The organism is Enemella evansiae (genome assembly GCF_002250705.1).
Lineage (GTDB): Bacteria > Actinomycetota > Actinomycetes > Propionibacteriales > Propionibacteriaceae > Enemella > Enemella evansiae.
This window is the reverse complement of sequence record NZ_NMVP01000001.1, coordinates 670469-691796: the sequence shown is the minus strand read 5'-3', so window position 1 is coordinate 691796 and position 21328 is coordinate 670469. Positions and strand designations below refer to the sequence as shown.

The 21328-nt window shown below is 68.8% G+C and carries 24 protein-coding genes and 1 tRNA gene; 13 read left to right on the top strand and 12 right to left on the bottom strand.

The features are described from left to right. Positions 1 to 34: 34 nt before the first annotated feature. From BI335_RS03340 to BI335_RS03300, 9 genes are all read left to right on the top strand, one after another. Positions 35 to 364: an ArsR/SmtB family transcription factor gene (locus tag BI335_RS03340; RefSeq protein WP_094358588.1), complete on the top strand. Its 330-nt coding sequence runs from the start codon at positions 35 to 37 to the stop codon at positions 362 to 364. Further along, on the top strand, positions 361 to 912 hold the full coding sequence (locus BI335_RS03335) for an SRPBCC domain-containing protein (protein WP_094358586.1): 552 nt from the start codon (positions 361 to 363) through the stop codon (positions 910 to 912). Before BI335_RS03340 ends, BI335_RS03335 begins: the two co-directional genes overlap by 4 nt. A gap of 42 nt (positions 913 to 954) precedes the next feature. Continuing rightward, positions 955 to 1674, top strand: coding sequence for a DedA family protein (locus tag BI335_RS03330; protein WP_229119413.1), 720 nt, complete (start codon positions 955 to 957; stop codon positions 1672 to 1674). Positions 1675 to 1741: 67 nt separating this feature from the next. Beyond that, entirely contained in the window at positions 1742 to 2428 is a 687-nt protein-coding gene (cmk, locus tag BI335_RS03325) for a (d)CMP kinase (protein WP_094429642.1), read from the top strand. A gap of 10 nt (positions 2429 to 2438) precedes the next feature. Continuing rightward, positions 2439 to 3182 carry a lysophospholipid acyltransferase family protein gene (locus BI335_RS03320; protein ID WP_172421706.1) on the top strand — a complete coding sequence of 248 codons (744 nt, stop codon included), beginning with the start codon at positions 2439 to 2441 and terminating at the stop codon, positions 3180 to 3182. Positions 3183 to 3269: 87 nt separating this feature from the next. Further along, a complete protein-coding gene (gene der, locus BI335_RS03315) occupies positions 3270 to 4601 on the top strand; it encodes a ribosome biogenesis GTPase Der (protein WP_094358582.1) in 1332 nt (443 codons plus the stop codon). A gap of 7 nt (positions 4602 to 4608) precedes the next feature. Beyond that, positions 4609 to 5595: a DMT family transporter gene (locus BI335_RS03310; protein ID WP_172421704.1), complete on the top strand. Its 987-nt coding sequence runs from the start codon at positions 4609 to 4611 to the stop codon at positions 5593 to 5595. Between the two features lie 4 nt (positions 5596 to 5599). Then, the gene (locus BI335_RS03305) at positions 5600 to 5917 is read left to right on the top strand and encodes a hypothetical protein (RefSeq protein WP_094429639.1); all 318 of its coding nucleotides are present in this window, start codon (positions 5600 to 5602) and stop codon (positions 5915 to 5917) included. Positions 5918 to 6177: 260 nt separating this feature from the next. Further along, a tRNA-Pro gene (locus BI335_RS03300) sits at positions 6178 to 6251 on the top strand. Between the two features lie 457 nt (positions 6252 to 6708). On the opposite strand, the gene BI335_RS03295 is transcribed toward BI335_RS03300, so the two are convergent. From BI335_RS03295 to BI335_RS03265, 8 genes are all read right to left on the bottom strand, one after another. Beyond that, positions 6709 to 7596: a CPBP family intramembrane glutamic endopeptidase gene (locus BI335_RS03295; RefSeq protein WP_094429638.1), complete on the bottom strand. Its 888-nt coding sequence runs from the start codon at positions 7594 to 7596 to the stop codon at positions 6709 to 6711. Between the two features lie 27 nt (positions 7597 to 7623). Then, a complete protein-coding gene (locus BI335_RS21305; protein ID WP_172421702.1) occupies positions 7624 to 7794 on the bottom strand; it encodes a hypothetical protein in 171 nt (56 codons plus the stop codon). A gap of 63 nt (positions 7795 to 7857) precedes the next feature. After that, entirely contained in the window at positions 7858 to 8307 is a 450-nt protein-coding gene (gene soxR / locus BI335_RS03290) for a redox-sensitive transcriptional activator SoxR (protein ID WP_094429637.1), read from the bottom strand. 8 nt (positions 8308 to 8315) lie between these two features. Continuing rightward, positions 8316 to 9806, bottom strand: coding sequence for an MFS transporter (locus tag BI335_RS03285; RefSeq protein WP_229119411.1), 1491 nt, complete (start codon positions 9804 to 9806; stop codon positions 8316 to 8318). Positions 9807 to 9912: 106 nt separating this feature from the next. Next, positions 9913 to 10896, bottom strand: coding sequence for a helix-turn-helix transcriptional regulator (locus BI335_RS03280; RefSeq protein WP_094429636.1), 984 nt, complete (start codon positions 10894 to 10896; stop codon positions 9913 to 9915). A 40-nt stretch (positions 10897 to 10936) separates the two neighbouring features. Beyond that, a complete protein-coding gene (locus tag BI335_RS03275) occupies positions 10937 to 11926 on the bottom strand; it encodes a PDR/VanB family oxidoreductase (RefSeq protein WP_229119410.1) in 990 nt (329 codons plus the stop codon). Between the two features lie 5 nt (positions 11927 to 11931). After that, positions 11932 to 13161 carry a cytochrome P450 gene (locus BI335_RS03270; protein WP_172421700.1) on the bottom strand — a complete coding sequence of 410 codons (1230 nt, stop codon included), beginning with the start codon at positions 13159 to 13161 and terminating at the stop codon, positions 11932 to 11934. A 185-nt stretch (positions 13162 to 13346) separates the two neighbouring features. Further along, positions 13347 to 14780 carry a sugar porter family MFS transporter gene (locus BI335_RS03265; RefSeq protein ID WP_094429634.1) on the bottom strand — a complete coding sequence of 478 codons (1434 nt, stop codon included), beginning with the start codon at positions 14778 to 14780 and terminating at the stop codon, positions 13347 to 13349. 203 nt (positions 14781 to 14983) lie between these two features. On the opposite strand from BI335_RS03265, the gene BI335_RS03260 reads away from it, so the two are divergent. After that, positions 14984 to 15169: a DUF6767 domain-containing protein gene (locus BI335_RS03260; RefSeq protein ID WP_094358564.1), complete on the top strand. Its 186-nt coding sequence runs from the start codon at positions 14984 to 14986 to the stop codon at positions 15167 to 15169. Positions 15170 to 15210: 41 nt separating this feature from the next. Beyond that, entirely contained in the window at positions 15211 to 15750 is a 540-nt protein-coding gene (locus BI335_RS03255) for a GtrA family protein (protein WP_166646667.1), read from the top strand. Positions 15751 to 15768: 18 nt separating this feature from the next. On the opposite strand, the gene BI335_RS03250 is transcribed toward BI335_RS03255, so the two are convergent. From BI335_RS03250 to BI335_RS03240, 3 genes are read right to left on the bottom strand one after another with little or no spacing between them, the layout of a single operon-like run. Beyond that, positions 15769 to 16308 carry a type 1 glutamine amidotransferase domain-containing protein gene (locus BI335_RS03250; RefSeq protein WP_094429633.1) on the bottom strand — a complete coding sequence of 180 codons (540 nt, stop codon included), beginning with the start codon at positions 16306 to 16308 and terminating at the stop codon, positions 15769 to 15771. A 10-nt stretch (positions 16309 to 16318) separates the two neighbouring features. Beyond that, complete coding sequence (locus tag BI335_RS03245; protein ID WP_094429632.1) at positions 16319 to 17266, bottom strand: NAD(P)-dependent oxidoreductase; 948 nt, start codon at positions 17264 to 17266, stop codon at positions 16319 to 16321. Continuing rightward, complete coding sequence (locus BI335_RS03240) at positions 17263 to 18600, bottom strand: MFS transporter (RefSeq protein ID WP_094429631.1); 1338 nt, start codon at positions 18598 to 18600, stop codon at positions 17263 to 17265. Before BI335_RS03240 ends, BI335_RS03245 begins: the two co-directional genes overlap by 4 nt. A gap of 124 nt (positions 18601 to 18724) precedes the next feature. Between BI335_RS03240 and BI335_RS03235 the strand changes: the two genes are divergently transcribed. Beyond that, positions 18725 to 19492 (top strand): IclR family transcriptional regulator, encoded by a 768-nt coding sequence (locus BI335_RS03235; protein ID WP_094406326.1) that lies wholly within the window; start codon positions 18725 to 18727, stop codon positions 19490 to 19492. A gap of 122 nt (positions 19493 to 19614) precedes the next feature. On the opposite strand, the gene BI335_RS03230 is transcribed toward BI335_RS03235, so the two are convergent. Beyond that, positions 19615 to 20685 (bottom strand): ATP-dependent DNA ligase, encoded by a 1071-nt coding sequence (locus tag BI335_RS03230; RefSeq protein WP_094429630.1) that lies wholly within the window; start codon positions 20683 to 20685, stop codon positions 19615 to 19617. Positions 20686 to 20718: 33 nt separating this feature from the next. Here BI335_RS03230 and thpR point away from each other — a divergent pair, with 33 nt between their 5' ends. Then, positions 20719 to 21309 carry an RNA 2',3'-cyclic phosphodiesterase gene (gene thpR / locus BI335_RS03225; RefSeq protein WP_094429629.1) on the top strand — a complete coding sequence of 197 codons (591 nt, stop codon included), beginning with the start codon at positions 20719 to 20721 and terminating at the stop codon, positions 21307 to 21309. Positions 21310 to 21328 lie beyond the last annotated feature (19 nt).

The following is a 21328-nucleotide window of genomic DNA, read 5'->3' as shown; positions in this document are numbered from 1 at the left end:
GACATTCATATGAATGTGGGGGAATGTATTGGGCGTGGATGGATTCACGCTGATCGCCGACCCGACCCGCCGCCGGATCATGGACCGGCTGCGCCAGGGGGAGTGCGACGTGGCCGCGCTCGTCGAGCTCTGTGCCCTGTCGCAACCGCTGATCTCCAAGCACCTCAAGGTGCTCCGGGAGGCCGGCCTGGTCGACTCCCGCACCGACGGGCGGCGGCGGATCTACCACCTCACCGGGCGGCGTCCCGACGACGTTCTCGACTGGCTCGCGCCCTGGCGCGAGCTGTGGAGCGGCAGCTTTGATCGCCTGACGGCCGCCCTCGACACCGACGCCCGACGGGGCGGACAGGAAGGCTCATCATGACCACCAAGGACCCGAACATCACCGCAGCCATCGACGGCGAACCGGTCGCCGCGACCCTCGACCCGGCCGCCGACGGCTACACGCTGACCATGGAACGCCAGCTCGACCACCCGGTGGACCGGGTGTGGGCGATGCTCACCGATCCGGCCCAGTTGGAGCGCTGGTCGCCGATCGTGCCCGACCGCGCACTGGACTCGACCGGCCCCGCCAGCTCACGGGAGAACCCGGACGACGAGCCGGTGGACGTCGAGGTGCTGGAGGTCTCCGCGCCCACCCTGCTGGTGCACCGCTGGGGCCCGCACCGGCTCACGTGGCGGCTCACCGAGGAGGGTGACGGTACCCGGCTGCGGCTCGAGCACTGGTTCGCCGAGCGCGCGGAGGCGCCCAGCTTCGGCGCCGGCTGGCACGTCTGCTTCGGCGGTCTCACCGCGGCCCTGGCCCACCAGGAGGTCGGCCGCGCCGTCGGCCCACTGGCCCTGGACTACGGCTGGGAGCAGCTGCACACCCGGTACGCCGACCTGCTCGGCGTACCCACCCACGCCGGCTGAGGGGCATCACCCACCGCGACCCGGAGATCACCCTCCGAGCCGGTGCAAACCCTCGCCTTCGGCGCCGGTACCGCCTTGACTGCCGGTGTGGACCTCAGCGCGCTGTTGCAGCAACTGACCGATCAGATCATCGCCATGTCCGGCAGTCCACTGGTGCTGGTGGTGATCGCGGCCCTCACGATCATCGACTCGTTCTTCCCACCGGTGCCGTCGGAATCCATCGTGGTCGCACTGGCCGCGATCGCGGTGACCAGCGGCCAGCCACCGCTGTGGGCGCTCTTCCTGGTCGCGGCGGTCGCGGCGGCGATCGGGGACAACATCGCCTATCAGCTCGGCCGGTTGCTGCACCCCGGGGGTGATCGCGGCCCGCGGTGGCTGCGCGGACCGCGGATGACGCGCACCTTCGCCTGGGCCGCCCAGGCCCTGGAACGCCGCGGCGCGGTGCTGATCCTGGTCGGTCGGCACATCCCGGTCGGCCGGGTCGCGGTGAACATGACCGCTGGTGCCTCCGGTTATCCGCTGCGTCGCTTCGTGCCGCTGTCCGTCCTCGCCGGGCTGGCCTGGTCGGCGTACGCCGTGGTCATCGGCACCCTCGCGGGACGCTGGATGCACGACAACCCACTGCTCGGTGCGGCGATCGCCGTGGTCGTCGCGCTGATCCTCGGGGTGATCGTCGACCGGGTCGTCAGCGCGGTCCAGGGGCGCCGCGAACAGCGCCGTGCCAGACTGACCCGCGGCGTACCCGCATCGAACAACCGGTGACCACCGGTGAACGCTGCATGACATGTTGCGTCCCGGCGCGCCGCGCGGCCCGGGGCGCGGGGAAGGGATGATTACTGTGAGCGACGTGGAGACCGACCGGCCCCTGGTGGTGGCGATCGACGGCCCGAGTGGATCGGGCAAGTCGAGCACCGCGCGAGGCGTCGCCGAGCGGCTCGGGCTGGCCTATCTGGACACCGGGGCGATGTATCGTGCCGCGGCCTGGTTGGTCGCCGAGCAGGGGGTCACCGACCCGGCCGCGATCACCGAGCTGATCGGGGCCGCCGAACTGGACATCTCCACCGACCCGAAGGCGTTCCGGATCAGCATCAACGGCCACGATGTCACCGCCGCCATCCGCGAACCCCGGATCTCGCAGTTCGTCTCCACCGTCGCCACCATCCAGCCGGTCCGCGACATCCTGATCGCCCGGCAGCGCGAACTGATCGCCGCCGCCACCGGCGGCATCGTCGCCGAGGGTCGCGATCTGACCACCGTCGTCGCCCCCGATGCCACCGTCCGGGTGCTGCTGGTCGCCGACCCGCAGGCCCGGATCGCCCGCCGCGAGGCCGAACTGGCGGGTGCCGCGAACACCGCCGAGGTCACCGACCAGATCGTCCGCCGCGACCGCGACGACTCCACCGTGGCCGCCTTCACCGAGGCCGCCGATGGCGTCGCCGTGATCGATTCGACCCACCTGGGCCTGACCGAGGTGATCGATGAGATCAGCCGACTCACCGAACCACCGACCAGCTGAGAGGACCCCCGTGAGCGACAGCCTGGACATCCGGACCCCCGCCGAATCGGCCCCCGAGGCCCCCGTCCTGCCGAACCTCACGGATCTTCCTCGACCACGGATCGGGCTGCTCCGGGCGGTACGCCCGATGGGCGGCTTCCTCTTCGGCCGGGTCTGGAACATCAAGCGGCACGGGCTTGCCAACGTGCCGGCCACCGGCCCGGTGATCCTGGCCGCCAACCATCTCGCGGTGATCGACGGGCCGTTGCTGGTCGCGGTCACCCCGCGGCCGGCGTCGGCGCTGGCCAAGAACGAGCTGTTCGTCGGGACCCTGGGCCGGTTGCTGGAGGCGGCCGGTCAGATCCCGATCGACCAGTACCACCCCGACCACGGGGCACTGCGCCGCGCCGTCGGCGTACTGGAATCCGGGGAGGCGCTGACGATCTTCCCGGAGGGCGGCCGCGATCTCGGCGACCTCGCGCGGATCCGGCCCGGGGTGGCGTATCTGGCGATGGTGACCGGGGCGCCGATCGTGCCGGTGTCGCTGCTCGGGACCAGGCTGCCCGGACAGGGCGTCAAGGAGGTGCCGCCGCGGGGGAGCACGATCCATGTCAGCTTCGGTGCACCGTTGGAGCTGAATCGGGTGCTCTGGCCACGCCGCCGGGTGCCGCTCGCCGAGGCCACCGAACGCGTCCGCCAGCACCTGGTCCAGCACCTGCGCGCGAGCGAGGCCGCGACCGGGATGCCACTGCCCGGCGTACCCGGGGTGTCCTGACCCCGCACCGGTTGGACCGACCGGATAGTCTGGACCGGTTTCCTTGCCCGGTAGCGCGGGCGCGCGTTCCAGCAGAGTGAGGTGTCGATGTCCGAGAGCACGATCAAGCCGGTCGTAGCGGTGGTCGGGCGACCCAACGTGGGCAAGTCGACCCTGGTGAACCGGATCATCGGCCGCCGCGAAGCCGTCGTCCAGGACACCCCCGGCGTCACCCGCGACCGGGTCTCCTATGACGCGATCTGGAACGGCCGCGAGTTCGTCGTCGTGGACACCGGCGGCTGGGCCTCCGATGCGAAGGGGATGGCCGGCCAGATCGCCGAACAGGCCGAGCTCGCGATCGACGCCGCCGACGCGGTGCTGTTCGTGGTCGATGCCACCGTCGGCACCCTCGATGAGGACGAGGCCGTGGTGCAGGTGCTGCGCCGCTCCAACAAGCCGGTGGTGCTGGCGGCCAACAAGGTCGACGACCAGCGCACCGAGGGCGAGGCCGCCGCGATGTGGAATCTCGGCCTCGGCCAACCGTGGCCGGTGTCGGCGATGCACGGCCGCGGTACCGGCGATCTGCTGGACGCCATCCTGGAGGCACTGCCCACCGCGCCCGAGGAGGACTTCGAACCGGTCGGCGGTCCGCGCCGGGTCGCGCTCGTCGGGAAACCCAATGTGGGCAAGAGTTCCCTGCTGAACCGGCTCGCCGGGCAGCAGCGGGTGGTCGTCGACAATGTGGCCGGGACGACGGTCGATCCGGTCGATGAGCTGATCGAGCTTGACGGTGAGGTCTACAACTTCATCGACACCGCCGGCATCCGGCGCCGGGTCAAGGAGGCCTCGGGGCATGAGTATTACGCCTCGCTGCGCACCCACGGCGCGATCGAGCGCGCCGAATGCTGTGTGGTGGTGATCGACGCCTCCGAGCCGATCGCCGAGCAGGACCTGCGAATCCTTTCCAGCGTTGCCGATGCGGGCCGCGCGATGGTGATCGCCTACAACAAGTGGGACCTCACCGATGAGGAGCGGCGGCACTATCTGGAGCGCGAGATCGAGCGGGAGCTGTACGCCTTCGAGTGGGCCGACCGGGTCAACGTGTCCGCCGAGACCGGGCGGAACGTGCAGAAGCTCGGCCCGGCCATCGAAAAGGCCTTGGAGGGTTGGGAATCCCGGATCTCCACCGGCAAGTTGAATGCCTTCCTGGGCCGGATCGTGGCCTCCCATCCGCACCCGGTGCGCGGTGGCAAGCAGCCCCGGATCCTGTTCGGCACCCAGGCGCAGAACTGCCCGCCGACCTTCGTGCTGTTCACCTCCGGTGACCTCGAACCCGGTTACATCCGCTTCGTCACCCGCCGGCTGCGCGAAGAGTTCGACTTCACCGGTACGCCGGTGCACGTCGAGGTCCGGGCGCGGGCAAAACGCAAGAATCGCTGAACCCACGGTGGTTGAGCGAGCGCCAGCGAGTCGAAGCCACCACACGCCGGCTGAGCGAGGTACGAGTCGAAGCCTCCCCTGGCAGCTCCAGTTCGGGCTGCTCGCACTGATCTGGGGATCCAGCTTCCTGCTGATCAAGTACGGCCTGGTGGTGATGACCCCGCTGCAGCTCTCCGGGTTGCGGATCGTGTCGGGTGCGGCCGTGCTGCTGATGCTGGCGGCGCTGCGGCGTACCAGGTGGCCGCGGGAGGTGTCGACCTGGCTGCATCTGGCGGTCACCGGACTGTTCCTGTGCACGATCCCGTGGACCCTGTTCGCGTTGGCGGAGCAGCGGATCTCCTCGGCGCTCGCCGGGATCGGGAATGCGTCGACGCCGGTGTTCACCGTGGTGCTGTCGATGCTGTTCCTGCGCAGCGATCGGGTCACCGCGCGGAAGCTGATCGCGGTCGTCGTCGGGCTGATCGGCGTGGTGGTGATCCTGCAGCCCTGGCATGCGGTGGGCCGGCCCGATCCGGTCGGTTTCGCGATGGTGCTCGGCGCGTCGTCGTGCTACGCGATCGGCTGGGTCTACAACCGGCGGTATCTCGGCGGGCGCGATCTCGGCGGGTTGGCGCAGCCGACGGTGCAGTTGCTGCTCGCCTCGGCGCAGATGGTCGTGCTGTATGCGGTGGTCTCCGGGTTGGGATTCGCACCGCCGGTGTACCAGTTGAGTGGGACGGGGCACGAACGGCTGGTCGGGGTGCTGGCGATCCTGGTGCTGGGGATTGTCGGGTCCGGCATCGCGACGCTGCTGCACTACAACGTGATCCGTGCGGCGGGGCCGATCATCGGCACGATGGTCACCTATGTGATCCCGGTGGTGGCGGTGCTGCTCGGCGTGGTGCTGCTGGGGGAGCGGCTGCAGTGGCCGCAGCTGGTCGGGGCGCTGCTGGTGATGCTGGCCGCCCTGGTGACGCAATCGTGGTTCCTGGGGCGCCGAAAGGTGGCACGCTGATCCCATGGGGGATCGGCACGTTTTCGAGGACTCGCAGGATGAGCGCGGCTCGCGGCGCTATGCAGACGCGTATCTGGACGGGGACGGTCGGCTGGTGCTGAGCATCCACGACCTGGGCCCGGTGGTGGAGGACTTCTTCGGCTGCTTCGAGTACGAGTCGTTCACCACCTTCTCCGTCGAGCAGACCGCCCGCCTGCGCGCCGACCTCGGCGAGGACCTGATCGCGGCCATCGCCCAGCGGTTCGCCTCCCAGCGTGAGGTGGCGGAGTACGCCGCAGCCCTCGTCGGCTCCGGTGAGCACTGGAGCCGAACGGGGGACTGAGGCCACCGCCCACGTTCCCCGAGCGAGGAGCGCAGCGACGGTCCCCACGTTCCCCGCGCGAGGCCCGCGGCAAGGGTCCCTACGTTCCCGAGGGAGGAGCGAAGCGACGGTCACTCACGTTCCCCGAGCGAGGAGCGCAGCGACGGTCACTCACGTTCCCCGAGCGAGGAGCGTAGCGACGAGTCGAGGGGATTCGCAGCCCAGCCCCAAACTCGTGTAAAGTCTCTCTGGCTGTCCGCGGGCGGCACACAACTGAAGAACGGGCTGTAGCGCAGCTTGGTAGCGCACTTGACTGGGGGTCAAGGGGTCGCAGGTTCAAATCCTGTCAGCCCGACGTCTGCCCAGGTGAGAGATGGCTTCTCACCTGGGCACTATCGTTTCTGGGTCAAATGTGACCGCTTGAGTCACCGCTGGATCGTGGGCTGCCGCCTGTTCGTCCCTCTGCTGCGGGAGCTCACGCCGTGCCCCTCGGCTGGCTACGGGAGCGTCTTGGTGAGGTGGACGATCGAGTAGTCACCTGCGGGTGTCCTTCCCGTCTCGGCGTACCCGCTGCGCTCGTACAGGCGGATGTTCGCGCGACGGAGTGTTCACCGGTGAAGAGCTGCATCTCCCGCGTCTCCGGGGTCCCTTCCTCGCGGACACCGAGCGCCGCGACGTCCGGGTCGCCCACCTCGGCCCGGAGCTCAGCGAGGCTCTGTCTGAGCGGCGGCAGGTCGAGAGTCCTGGTGCGCCCGAGACTACGGTGACGTAGGCCGCGCGCCGAAGCGTAATGCTGCTGATCATCACGCGCCTCAAGTCGTACGGCGGCGCCACAGCAGCACCGCCAGCACGATGATCCCCACCACGAACAACGGGATCGTCGCGATGTCGGGACCGTTCAGATTGGCCACGTCGCCGACGTCCCGCAGGCCGAGCCCGCGCTGGGCGCCGGCGAAGAACATCGCGTTGTACCCGCCGTGCAGACCGATCACACCCCACAGATGCCCCTGCACCAGCACCAGCAACGCAGCGAAGACGGCGAAAGCGAGCACGAACACCGCGTACGTCGGCGTCAGGTTCGGGTTGCCCAGGTGGATCGCGACGAAGAACAGTGCCTGCACGGCGACGGCGACCGGCAGTCCGATCCACCAGGAGAGGCCGCGCAGCAGCAGGCCGCGGGCGACGATCTCCTCGCCGGCACCCTGCATCAGATAGGTCAGCAGATACAGCAACCCGATCAGCAGCAGGAGCCCGACACCGGGCCGCACGGCCGGCTCCACGGGCGCCACCCGGCCGGTGGACCAGGCGATCCCGATCCCCGCAGCACTGATCGCCGCGCCCGCGACCAGTCCGACAACCAGCGAGGCCCAGCGTGGTGGCCGGCTCAACCCCAGCGACACCAGGCCCACGCCGAGCCGGAACTTCAGATACAGCGCGATGATGCCGACGGTGGCGCCGACGCCCACCAGATAACCGACCAGGCGCGCACCCGAATCCGCGACCGTCCACGGCTGGGGGTCGGTGACGCCCGCAGCGATCAGCGGCAGCAACCCGATCAGATTGAACGCGAACCCGAACACCGACAGCACGCCAGCAAGGGCCAGGATCTCGACGACGCCAAGGATCCGTCGAGGCGTACTCGCTGCGGTCGCGGCGGCGGGGGAGTGTCGCGTGGAGTGATGCGGTGCTGCGGGGGTCATCCCGCCATCATGCCGCGCCGATCGGCGTCAGCGCCGTTCCTCGCCATGATGGTGTTCAGCATCACCCTCCTTGCGGCGCTCGTCCTGGGAACCCTCGCTGGGCCCCTCGACCTCGTCGATGGTCTCGCTCAGCCGCTCCTGCTTGCGCTCGCCCTGCTCCTCGCGGTTCTCGCGCATCTTGTCGAACTTGCTGTTCATCGGAGTCCTCTCGCTCGCGTGCCTCGTCCGGCCACCCTACGACCACCCCGTCGGCCGCGATCCTCAGCCCTGGATCCGTACCGGCCCCTGCCCCCGTGCACCCAGCGCGTCGTCGGGGTTCAACAGCAGACAGGCCTTCATCGACAGGCAGCCGCACCCGATGCAGCCGGTGAGTTCATGTTCCAGCGCCTCGAGCTGGTGGCGGCGTTCCTCGAGCTGGCGCTTCCACGCCCGGGACACCCGCTGCCAGTCGGCGTGACTGGGTGCACGGTCGTCCGGCAGACCGCGGAACACCTCGGCCACGTCGGCGAGCGGGATCCCGAGCCGTTTCGCGACCAGGATCAGCGAGATGCGGCGCAGCATGTGCCGTTCGTACATGCGTTGGTTCGTCGAGGTGCGAGTGCTGCGGATCAGTCCCTTGCGTTCATAGAAATGCAGCGCGGACGCCGGCACTCCGCTCCGCCGGATCACCTCGCCGATCGTCAACGGCTGGGACGGATCGATGCGGCGCACCGGAGGGCTCACCGGGCGCGTCCCGGTTTCGCGAACAGCAGGACACCGACCACCACCGACAGCACCAGACAGACCACGCCGACACCGATCTGGGTGAGATGCCAGGCTGCGGTGAACGCCTCGATCTGTACGCCTCGGACGGGACCCGGCGCCGCGTCGAGACGGCCCGCGGCGACACCGGCCGCACCACCGGGCTCACCCAGGCGCGCAGTGAGGAATCCCAACAGGGCCGCGCTGAATGCCGCGATCACCAGCGCCTCGGCAGCTCCCCGGAGCGTGTTCAGGAACCCTGCCGCCGTGCCGACCAGGCGTACCGGAACCAGCGACATCGCCTGCCCATCGGTGATGCCGAACGAGGACCCCATGCCGATCCCGACCAGCAGCAGCGGAACCGCGATCAGCGCGACGGTGTTCCTCGGACCCAGCAGCAGCAGACCGAAGTTGCCGACCACGACCATGAGCAGCGCGATCATGATCAGCATCCGCGCCGAAACCCCACGATTGACCAGGGTCACCGCCAGCATCGGTGCGACCAGCACGGGTGCGGTCAGCAGCAGCATCGCCACCCCCGAGACGACCGGCGCGTACCCGGCCACCGACTGCAGGTAGGTCGGCAGGAAAACCAGTACTCCAAGGAATCCGATCGAGGTGGTCAGCGTCGCCAGGCACCAGCCCATGAACCGGCGGTTCGCGATCAGCTCGGGTGCCAGCACCGGTGCCGGGCTCCGCCGCTGGACGACACCGAACACGACGAACGCCACCAGCGAACCACCGAGAGCGATCAGCACCCCCGGATGCCCCCAACCCATCTCCGGGCCCTCCAGCAGCGCGAACATCAGCGCACTCAGGGCGGCCACGAACAGCACGCTGCCGAGCCAGTCGGTACGCCCATCGCGGGCCCGCGATTCGGCCAGCCGCACTGCTCCCAGGGCGATCAGCGCGCCGAGGACCGCGAACACCACGAAGCTGCCCCGCCAGCCGCTGGCGGCGATCAAGGCACCGACCAGGGTCGGACCGATCGCGATGCCGACGCCGGCCATCGTCCCCATGAACGCGAACGCGCGATTCCTGGCCGCACCGTCGTAACTGGACGCGAGCAGCGCCCCGCCGGCAGCCAGCACCCCCGCGCCACCGATCCCGGAGACGATGCGCGCGATATCGATGACGACGATCGACCCGGCGAGCGCGATCACCAGGAAGCCCAGCGCGAAGATGGTCGCCGAGGCAACGAAGACGCGGCGCCGGCCCACCCGGTCCGCGGTCGCACCGGCGACCAGGGTCATCGCGGCGAAGGCGAGGTTGTAACCGGCGACCACCCAGTTCAGCGGCGAGCCGGAGGCGTTGAGATCCCGGCCGATGTTCGGCAACGCGATCGCGGTCCCCGAGATCGACATCGCCACCAGCGCGACGCCGACCAGCACGACCGGCAGGGTCAATCTGGATGGGGTGGCGGTGGCGCCGATCGGCGGCGTTTCGGTCGAGGTGCTGCTGGAATCCATGGCGAGCGTCCTTCCCGGCCAGGGCCGTGCGCCCCGGACAGTGACGACTCCAGCGCCTCAACCTTGGTTGAGGTCAACCCCTCCGGTGTTGCCCGATCCCAGCTGATCAGAGCACCACGCGGGCACGGGTCTCCGAGGGAAGTTCGCCGAAGCGATCCCGGTAGCTGGCCGCGAACCGGCTCAGATGGGTGAACCCGCAGTCCTGGGCGACCTCGGTCACCGTGCCCTGTCCGGCGAGCAATGCGCGCCGCGCCTGGTCCAACCGGAAGTCGGTGAGGAACGCCTTCGGTGAGGTGCCGTGGAACTGGGCGAAGGTCTCCTGCAGCCGGCGTACGCTCACCCCCGCATCCCGGGCCAGATCGGTGACCGTCAACGGCTCGGCGAAACGGAGTTCGATGGACTCCTCGGCGAGCCGCAGAATGCGCGGTCGAGGTGGCCCGTCGGGTTCGCGGAGTTCCTCGGAATAGTTGTGTGGTTGCGCATTCAGCAGCGCAACCACCAGGGTGCGGACGTATGGTTGCAGCATTCCCGGTGCCTCCAGCAACCCCGGTTGATCCAGTTCGCTCAGTAGGGTGCGGGCCAGGTTGAACCAGGTGGCGCCGAGCCCGTTGCTGAGCTGGAATTCCGGTGCGAACCGCAGCGGCTCGTCCGGCGGATGACCCAGCAGCGCGGTCAGTTCGCTCTCCACCAGCTCGCGGGAGAACTTGAGACCGACGACACCGGTCCCGTGCTGCCAGCGGTGCAGTGCGTGCCGTTCCCCGGGACTGTGCACGACCGCAACCCCCGGGCGTACGCGCACCTCACTGTCCCCGGAGATCGCACTGAGCGATCCGGTCCAGGCCAGGTTCACATGGAAGGTGGTGCGGTCGTTCTCGGGCAGGAACTGCATGTCGTGCGGCGGACGCACATAACCGATGGTGAAGTCGCGCCGATGCACCGCGTTGAGGATCGCCGTGTCCGGGGTGATGATGCCGCGCACCGGCTGCCGGATCCGGGTGGGGTAGTAGACCCGGTCCAGCAGCTCGGAGAACGGCTCGAACTCATTGCTCGCGCACAGCGTGAAGCGCTGCAGGGGGAGCCTGGCGGTCATCGTCGACCTCCGTTCGGTGAAGCCAGCCGGAGCCGGGAACTTACAGCTCGAGGACCAGCCGTGCGCACTTCGCCCGCGAGACGCAGATCATCATGCAGTCGTTCTCGGCCTGCTCGGCAGGCGTCAGCAGACTGTCGCGGTGGTCGACCTCTCCCGACAGTACGCCGGTCTCGCAGGTGCCACAGGTGCCCTCTTCGCAGGAGGATGGCACCTGCACCCCGGCACCGCGCAGCGTCTCCATGATCGAGACACCCGGTTGGACCTGGACGGTCATCCCGCTCTCGGCGAGCTCGACCTCGAAGGGCGAGTCCGGTCCGAAATCCTGTTCCTTGGCGTGGAACCGTTCCAGGCGCACCTGGCCCGCCACCCCGGCGCAGGATTCCTCCAGGGCGACCAGCAGCGGTTCGGGTCCGCAGCAGTAGATCAACCCGCCGCTACGCCCGCGGTCGCGGACCGCGGCCAGATCCAGCAGCCCCACCTCGTCCTGCGGCTGCAGGCGTACCCGATCCCCGTACCGCGCCACCAGATCGGCGGCGAAGGCCATCGAGCTACGGGTCCGACCACCGTAGTGCAGCTCCCAATCGGCTCCGCGGGCCTCGGCCGCGGCGATCATCGGCAGGATCGGGGTGATCCCGACCCCGCCGGCCACGAAGGTGTACCGCTCGGTCGGCTCGAGGCGGAAATGGTTCCGCGGCCCGCGCACCCGGATCGGCACCCCGGCGTACACCTCCTGATGGATGAACCGCGACCCACCGCGGCTCGCCGGCTCGTTCAGCACCGCGACGGTGTAGCTGCTCCGATCACTCGGATCACCGCACAACGAGTACTGCCGGGTCTGCCCGCAGCCCAGCTCCAGATCGATGTGCGCGCCCGGCTCCCAGGCCGGCAGGTCGCTGCCGTCGGGGGCGGCGAGGGTCAGGGTGATGGTGTCGTCGGCGACATCGGTACGCCGCTGCACGACCAGCTCCAGTGCGGGTTCGAGATCGAACATCAGGTCCTCCGTGCGAACGGGTGTGGCGAAGGTGGTCATGGTGCTCACCACCGCACCGGCAGCGACTGCACGGCCCGGAAGAACCAGCCGTGGGCGACGGCGTCACCGTCCTGGGCGAGGTCGGGGAAGGAGGTCAGCAACTCATCGAGCGCGACCTCGGCCACCGCCTTGCCGAAGTGGCTGCCGGCACAGGTGTGGATGCCGGCGGAGAACCCGATGTGCGGCTGGGCGGGACGGTTCAGGTCGAAGCTGTCGGCATCCTCCCAGCGGCTCTCGTCGCGGTTCGCCGAGCCCATCGCACCGAACACCACATCACCGGGGGCGAAATCCTTGCCGTTCACCGTCACCGGGGCGACGCAGACCCGCGCCAGGGCGCCGATCGGGGAGATCCAGCGGATCCCCTCCTCGATGGCGGCCGGCAGCAGCGACCGGTCGGCGTACACCGCAGCCAGCTGCTCGGGGCGGGTGAACAGACCGGTCAGGGTGTTGCCGGCGCTGTGCCCGGGCTCCTGCATCGCGCCGAGCAGGAAGACATACATGGTCGGCCACAGCTCCTCGGCCGTCCGCGGCGTGTCGGTTCCGTCGTGCACCCAGTGCGAGATGCTCGTCTCGTCGGGGGTGACGGTGACCCGTTCGATGATCGGCAGCACGACGCCGCGGATCTCCTCCTTGACGACATCGGCGCGGGCGATCACATCCTTGTTGGTCAGATTGCCCGAGGCATCGACATTCTTGGCAGCCAGGCACTCGCCCAGCACCCGGAACCAGCGCTGCAGCGTGTCGGAGTCCACCGACTCCAGACCGAGCAGGTCCCCGAGCGCGCGCACGCTGACCGGCTCGAAGTAGTCCGGGATGATGTCGGCCCGGCCCTTGTCCTTCAGCTCGGCGATCAGGCGCTTCGCGGTCGGCCGGACCAGCGGATCGATGTAGCCGGCCACCTTGCGTTTGCGCAGCTGCGGGTCGATGAACGCCCGCTGCTCGGTGTGCGGTTCGCCCTCGGCGGTGAGCACATTGCCCTCGCCGAAGGTGGCGAGCTGGGCCGGATCGGCGGCACCGTGCAGGGTCGCGCTGTCCGAGGCGACCGCGCGCAGGTCGTCGTAGCGGGTGACGAACCAGGCCTGCATCTGCGGCACCCAGGTCACCGGCGCCTCGTTGCGGAGCCGGGCGTAGATGGGATAGGGATCCGCGGTGAGCTGTCGATCGAGTTCATCCGCGCTGAGCGCACTCAGCCACTCCGGGGTGGTCCGGCCGGTTGATTCGGTTGCGGTCGTCATTGGTCGCTCCTGAGGTTGGCACCGTGGCGAGTGCCGGGCCATACTCGGGGGCACTCGCGAGTGGTGCGACGCTATGGCGGGCCCCGCGGACATGCCATCCGCTTTGGCGCGGCGCTATCCGGAATGCGCGACGGATTCTGCACCGGGGTCTGGTACGCCGGCGGCGGACGCTGCCCGTGGGCTGGTCAGCCCCGGATCCGGGAGCCGACGAGCTGGGCCTCGATCTCCTCCAGGCTCCTGCCCTTGGTCTCCGGCAGCAACCGCCAGGCGAACATCAGGGCCAGGAAGGTCGTCAGCGCGAAGAAGTAGAAGTTCGGCGCGGCACCGAACATTGCCAGGAAGGTGGGGAAGATCAGGGCCACGGTGAGGTTGAACAACCAGTTGAGCGTGGTGGTGATGCCCATCGCGCCGGCGCGGATCCGCTGCGGGAACAGCTCGGGCAGCATCACCCACTGCACCGGGCCCCAGGAGATCGAGAACGAGGCGATGTAGATCCCGATACCGATCAGGGTGACCGCGATCGACAGCGCACCACGACCGGAGGTCAGCCCGAGCACCGACACCGTGCCGAGGAACAACATCCCGAAGCACATCCCGATGGCGCCGCCGATCAGCAGCGGTTTGCGACCGATCCGGTCGATCAGTCGGATCGCGGGCAGGGTCATCAGCATGTTCAGCAACCCGATCGCGGCATTGGCGAGCAGTGACTGGTACGGGGTGAAGCCGATGTTGGCCAGCAGGGTCGGTGCGTAGTAGATGATCGTGTTGATCCCGCCGAAGTTCTGGAAGAACACCAGCAGCACGCCGATGACCAGCAGGATCCGCAGCCTGGAGGTGAGCAGGTCACCCAGCTTCATCGGATCGGGCGCATCCTCCTCGGCCTGCACCGATGCCTTGATCTCGTTGAGTTCCCGCTCGGCCTCGGTGTGGTTGCCGCGCAGTTTGATCAGGGTGGACAGGGCGTGCTCCTCGCTGGTGTGCGAGGCCACCAGCCAGCGTGGGCTCTCCGGCTGGGTCAGGATGCCGAACAGCAGCACCACCGCCGGCACCGCGCCGAGGCCGATCATCCAGCGCCACAGGCCGGCCTCCTGGAAGGCTAGATCGACCAGGTAGGCGAGGAAGATGCCGGTGGTCACCATCAGCTGCATCAACGAGGACAGCGCGCCGCGGATGTTCTTCGGCGCCAGCTCCGAGAGGTACATCGGCACCACCACCGAGACGATGCCCACCCCGAGCCCGATCACCATTCGGAAGAGGATCAGCAGCGCCGAGTTGACCGCCAGTGCCGCCCCCGCGGTACCGACGATGAACACCACCGCGCCGGCGACGATCAGCTTCTTGCGGCCGAGCCGATCGGACAACCGGCCCGAACCCATCGCGCCGATCATCGCGCCGAGCAGCAGCCCGGAAACCACCATGCCCTCGATCAGCGGGTTGGGGATGATGTCCTTGTCGATGAACAGCAGCGCCCCGCCGATCACCCCGGTGTCATAACCCCACAGGATGCCGCCGAGGGCACCGAAGAACCAGATCGCGATATTGCGTCGGTGTCTGGTGGGCGGTGCAGCCGGCGGGGTGGCCGGGGGTTCCTGGCCGGAGGTGTTGCCGAGCTCTGACACGGGGTGCCCTCCCGTCGACGTCGACGGCCGGTGGGGTCTACCGGTCGCCTTCGCAAACTAGCACCCGATTCGAGCGAACTGCTCCGGGGCCAGCTGGATCGTCGAGGCCCCCGTGTTCTCCGTCAGATGGCCGATCGAGGTGGTGCCGGGGAGTGGCAGCGCGCCACGGATTGAGCTACGACGCGACGTAGTAGAATGTGGGCATGAAGCATCCCGAACCGCGATGCCCGATCCGGCCGACGGATCCGTGCAGTCTCTGCTTCCCCGGCGCGTCCGGCCCGCAGGACTGCGGCCTGGTCCTGCTGGTCCGCGAGGATCCGGATCTGGCAGAGGAGTGGGCGCGGCTGCGGCGGGAGGCCGCCCAGGAGCGGCGGCGGCAACCGCACTGACCGGCCTGCGCGAGTTGGCTCGACCTGCGATGATGGCAGGCATGTCCCCGGGCCCCCGGCGCACCACGGCCGCCAACACCTTCGCGCGGCTCACCGCGCGCATGCACCGGTCGCTGCCGCGCGGGCTGCGCTGGATCCCGGCGACCGGCCTCGGATTCTGCATCCTCGGACTGACGACCTTCGCCTTCGACCTGGTGCTGCTCAGCATCTTCAAGAGCTGGCTGCACATGAGCTACCCGCTCGCGGTCACTCTGGGTTATCTCGGCGCGAGCATCCTGAACTTCATCCTGAACAAGTGGCTGAACTTCCGCAGCCATGGTCACGTCGCCAGCCAGTCGAGCAAGCAGCTGGTCGTGGTGGTCAGCAACTACGTGATCTGGATCCTCGGATTCTCAACCCTGCTTGACCATCTGGGCGTCCAGTACCAGGTCGCGCGGGTGGTCGCGGCCTGCATCGAGGGCGTCTACATCTATCTGTTGATGAACCTGTGGGTGTTCCCAGAGCACGCCTCGGAGCGGTTCCGGAACGCCTGGTCGAGCCTGCGCGGCCGCCGACGGCGCCAGTCGACCAGGGTCGCCTGACGCCGCCGGGCGCGCGGGTCAGCGCTCGGCGGCGAGCGCGTCCAGCAGTGCCTTGTTGAACGCCGGGATGTCATCGGGATTGCGGCTGGAGATGAGGTTCTCATCGACCACCACTTCCTCATCCACCCACTCGCCACCGGCATTGCGGATGTCGGTCTGCAGGCTCGGCCAGGACGCCAACCGGCGGCCACGGACCGAATCGGCCTCCACCAGCGTCCAGGCGGCGTGACAGATCGCCGCGACCGGCTTGCCGGAGCGTACGAAATCACGGACGAAACCCACCGCCTGCTCATCCATCCGCAACGCGTCCGGGTTGGCGACCCCGCCCGGCAGCACCAGTGCGTCGTAGTCGTCGACGCTCACCTCGGCCACGGTGCGGTCCACCGGGTACTCCTGGGACTTGTCGAGGTGCTGGAACGCCTGCACCTTGCCGGACTCGGTGCTCACCAGATCGCTCTGGTATCCGGCATCGTCCACGGCCTTGCGCGGGTCGACCAGCTCCTGCTCTTCGATTCCTTCGGGGGCAACCAGAAATGCAACTCGCTTGTTTGTCGGCATGCGGGGAGTCTTACCCGCTCCGTTCGATCTGATTCCGGTACGCCGACCCGTCGCTCAGTGCCCGCAGGTTCGCCGCGATCAGCTCGTCCGCACCGACCGGGCGGCCACCCGCTGCGTGCGGGGTGATCACCAGTTTCGGCACCTCCCACAGCGGCGAGTCGGCGGGCAGCGGTTCGGTCTCGGCGACGTCGATGGCGGCGCCGGCCAGTCGGCCCGTGACCAGTGCCTCGGCCAGCGCCGCCTCGTCGACGGTGCTGCCGCGGCCGACGTTGATCAGGAACGCGTCGGGGGAGAGGCGGGCGAGCCGATCGGCGTTCAGCGCGTGCCGGCTCTCCGGGGTGTCGGGGAGGATCATGATCAGCACCTCCGCCCATTCCAGCGCCGATTCGACCTCGCTGTCGGCGACCACATCGACCCCGGTGCGGGTGCCGGCCGAGCGGGCCACTCCGCGGACCTCGGCGCCGAGCGCCTGCAGCAGCGGGGTGAGATGCTGGGCGATCTGGCCGAAGCCCCAGATCAGCACCTTGGCCTGCAGCAGGGTGGCGATCGGCCCCTCGGGATGCAGTGCACGCACCCCGCCGAGCTCGGCGGCCCAGCGATGCTCCCGCTGGGCCGCCGCGGCCTGCGGCAGCCGGCAGACCAGATCCAGCAGCAGCGCGAGCGCGTGTTCGCTGACCGTGGCCGAGTGCAGCCCGGCTCCACCGGTGAGCACCACCTCGTCGGCGAATCCCGCCCGCAGCAGGGAATCCGGGCCGGCCGCCAGGGACTGGGCCAGCCGCAACCGGGGCAGTGTGCGGGCGTGCTCGGCGAGCAGGTCGGCCGACACTCCCCAGGTGACGAGCGCCTCGGCGTCGCGATGCTCGTCGGGGATCGGCTCGGTCCGGGAATAGCCGACCGCCTCCCAGCCGGCGGGCAGCTCGGGGTCGAGGGTCAGGGTGTCGGGCAGCAATACCTTCATCGGACGGCATCCTCGGTCAGTCGCAGGTCACGCCCGCGGGTCTCGGGCGACTTGATCGCCCCGAACAACGACAGGCCGATCATCACCATCATGTACGCCGCGACCGGCCACCAGGAACCCGCGGCCCAGGTGATCAGTGCCGAACTGACCAGCGGCGCCATGCCGCCACCGAAGACCGAGGAGAACTCCCGGGCCAGCGAGATGCCGGCGTACCGGTAGCGCGAACCGAACATCTCGGCGTACCAGGCGCCCTGGCTGCCCACCGTGGCGTACCCGGCCACCATGAAGCCGATCACGACGACGAAACCGATGGCCAGGGTGTTCTTGGTCCCGAGGAGCAGGAAGGCCGGGATCGGGAAGCAGAACAGGAAGATCAGCACCCCGACGATCACCGGCCGGCGCCCGATCCGGTCGGTCAACCAGCCGGTCCCGAAGGCCGCCAGGCAGGCACCGAGGGCACCGTAGAGCAGCAGCTGCGGGATGAACCTGGCCTGCACGCCGAGCCAGGTGACCAGATAGGAACCCATGAACACCTGGTAGATGTAGCTCTGCCCGTTGGAGCCCATGTTGACCAGGAAGACCCGCCACAGACTGGGTCGGCCGTTGCGCAGCACATCGCCGATCGGCGTGTCCTGCTGGCCGATCCGGGCCTCCTGGGTCTCGGCGAAGACGGGGGACTCGTTCAGCTTGCGGCGCAGGATGTAGGCCGCGATGGTGACGAAGGCGCTGGTGAAGAAGACCGCCCGCCACCCCCAGGACTGCAGGTCTTCGGTCGGCAGCGACTGCGCCCACACCCAGGCCAGTGCACCGAGCACCGAACCGAGGGCCGCGCCGACGAAAACCAATGAGGCATAGAAACCCCGGCGCCTGGTCGGTGCGGTCTCGGCCAGCAGGGTGACGCCGCCGGCCTGCTCGGCGCCGGCCCCGAAACCCTGCAGGATCCGGCAGATCACCAGCAGCGCCGGGGCCAGCACGCCGATGGTGTAGTAACTCGGGATGAGGCCGATGGCGAAGGTGGCGATGCCCATCAGGAACAGGGTGGAGATCATCACCCACTTGCGGCCCAGTCGGTCCCCGAACCGGGCGAAGAACAGGCCGCCGAGCGGGCGGGCCATGAACCCGACGGCATAGGCGCTCATCGCGGCCATCACGCCGACCGCGGGGGAGACGTCGGGGAAGAAGAGTTTGTTGAAGATCAGCGCCGAGGCGGTGCCGTAGATGACGAAGTCGTATTGCTCCAGCATCGTGCCGATCAGGCCGGCGAAGGCGGCGCGGCGGACGTTCTTCTCATCGACCCGAGGTTCGGTCGTCGGTGCTGCGGTGGGTTGGCTCATGGTCGCTCCTGGCAGAACATCGTTGGTCTTGCATTTTGCAGAGCAAAATGCTAGCTTCTCCTAGCGGAATGATTGTGCATGGCGTCCCGGCTGAGCGCAATCCCGTCCACATCGAGGAGGCCCCATGAGCACCGCCGCTCCCGCACCGATCGAGGCGATCTCGCGCGCCATGCTGCTGCTGGTCGAGCTGTCCGCGGTCGGACCCGACGGTGCCTCGCTGGCCGCCCTCGCCGAGCGGGCCGAGATCAACAAGTCCACCGCCTACCGGGCGCTGAGCACGTTGAAGACGCACGGGTTCGTCGCCCAGGTCGACGGGCTCTATCGGCTCGGCCCGGCCGCGGTTCGCCTGGGTGAGCGGTTCCTGGCGACCGAGAATCTGGCCGGGTTGCTGCACGATCCGCTCACCGTGGTGGCCGAGGAGCTGGGGGAGATCGTGCACCTGGGGGCCCTGCAGGGCGCCGAAGTGGTCTATCTGGACAAGGTCGAACCGGCCGGGGCGATGCGCGTCTGGTCCGCGGTCGGCCGCGTGGTGCCCGCCGCGGTGTCGGCGATGGGCCGGGCGATGCTCGGTTTCTCCGATGTGGACCGCTCGATGCTGACCGGTTACCTGGCCGTGCTGCCCGGGCGGCTCAGCCCGGATGAGGAGCACATCTGGCGGGTGATCTGCGATGCCCGGCGGACCGGGTACGCCACCGAGATCCGGGAGAACGAGCCGGGGGTCGCCTGCCTCGCGATTCCCTTGCTGCGTGGGCGTACGCCGATCGCGGCGGTCTCGCTGACGGCGCCCGCGGAACGGCTCACCGCCGAGGCGATGCCGACGGTGCACCGGCGACTCCTGGCGGTGCTGGAACCGTTGCTGCCCGCCGGGTTGAGTGTGCCCAGCGCCGGCTGAACACCGGGCCCGCGGATCGCCCTTCGTTGGCCTGCCAGGGGTCCCGCTACAACGATTCGGTTCTGCCTACGTGCGGTATGCAGATCAGGATCGATCGGCCGGGATCCGGCAACCGTTCGGGTTCAGGAACCGAGCACCTCGGCCAGGTCGAACCGCACCGGCTGCTCGAGCTGGTCGAAGGTGCACGAGCGTGGATCGCGGTCGGGGCGCCAGCGGACGAACTGGGCGGTGTGCCGGAAGCGATTCCCTTCCAGATAGTCATATTTCGCCTCGACGACCAGCTCCGGGCGCAGCGGGGTGAACGACAGATCCTTGCCGTTGTTCCACCGCGACCCCTCACCGGCCCGCGGGGTCCGGTTCCCGGCCAGCTGCTCGGCCCAGGCCCACGGATGCTCCTCGAAACCACAGACCAATGGCTGCAGCTCGGCGTACAACTCCTTGCGCCGCGCTGCCGGGAACGCGCCGATCACCCCGAGCGAGGCGAGGTTGCCGGCATCGTCATAGAGGCCGAGCAGCAGCGAACCGATCGCCTCCGGATCGTTCTTGTGGGCGCGATATCCCGCGACCACGCAGTCGGCGGTGCGGACATGCTTGACCTTGTTCATCACCCGCTTGTCCGGCTGGTACGCCTGCTCGGGATCCTTGGCGATCACCCCGTCCAGCCCGGCCCCCTCGAAGAGTTCGAACCAGCGCTCGGCGGTCTGCCCATCGGTGGTCAGCGGGGTGAGATGCAGCGGTGGTTGCAGATCGGTGAACAGCTCGACGAGCAGCTCCCGGCGTACCCGGAACGGCTCACCCATCAGATCCCGATCACCCAGCGCGAGCAGATCGAAGGCGACGAAGCTCGCCGGCGTTTCCGAAGCCAGCTTGGTGATCCGGCTGACCGCGGGATGGATGCGCTGCTGCAGCACCTCGAACTCCAACCGGTTCTGCTCCGGGTCGGCGACCACGATCTCACCGTCCAGCACACAGGAGGTGCCGAGCTGCTCGGTGAAGGTCTGGACCAGCTCCGGGAAGTAGCGGGTCAGCGGCTTCTCGTTCCGGCTGCCCAACACCACCTCGTCATCACCGACGAACACGATCGAGCGGAAACCGTCCCACTTCGGCTCATACCAGCGTCCCGCGGGGATGCTGGGCACCGATTTGGCCAGCATCGGCTTGACCGGGGGCTGGACCGGACCGGAAACGGGCATGACTCTCCTTTGCTCAACTGGGACCATCGAACCATGACAACCCGAATCTTCGCGGCGATCTTTCCGCCGCCGCAGCTGATCGAACGATTGGAGGAATATGTCGGCCCGCGCCGCGAGGTCGACCACCGGCTGAACTGGGTGCTGCCCGAGCAGTGGCACCTGACCACGCTGTTCATCGACGACTGCCCCGAACGCAGCATCGAACCGCTGCTGGAGCGGCTCGGCGAGATCGCCGCCCGGACCGCCCCGTTCCGGGTACGCCTCGGTGGCGCCGGCTGCTTCCCGGACCCGACCTCGGTGCGGGTGCTCTATCTGCAGGTCGCGGAGGGGGCCGACGAACTCGCCGCACTGAGCCGGACCGGGCGGGCCGCCGCCAGCACCGTGGGTGCCGAACCGGACGGCTCCCGGTTCACCCCGCACCTGACGATGGCGCGAGCCCGGCGCCGGTTCGAGGCCACCAAGTGGCTGCGGGTGATCGACTCCTTCGGCTCCTTCGAGCTGACCGCCGACGAACTGGTGGTGGTGCAGAGCCACCGCCGACAGGGACCGGGTGGGCGATCCCGCTACGAGATCCTGCTACGCCTACCACTCGGCAGCCAGGAACTGAGCGGGTTCACCACCTGAGATGGAACGGGACCGGTGG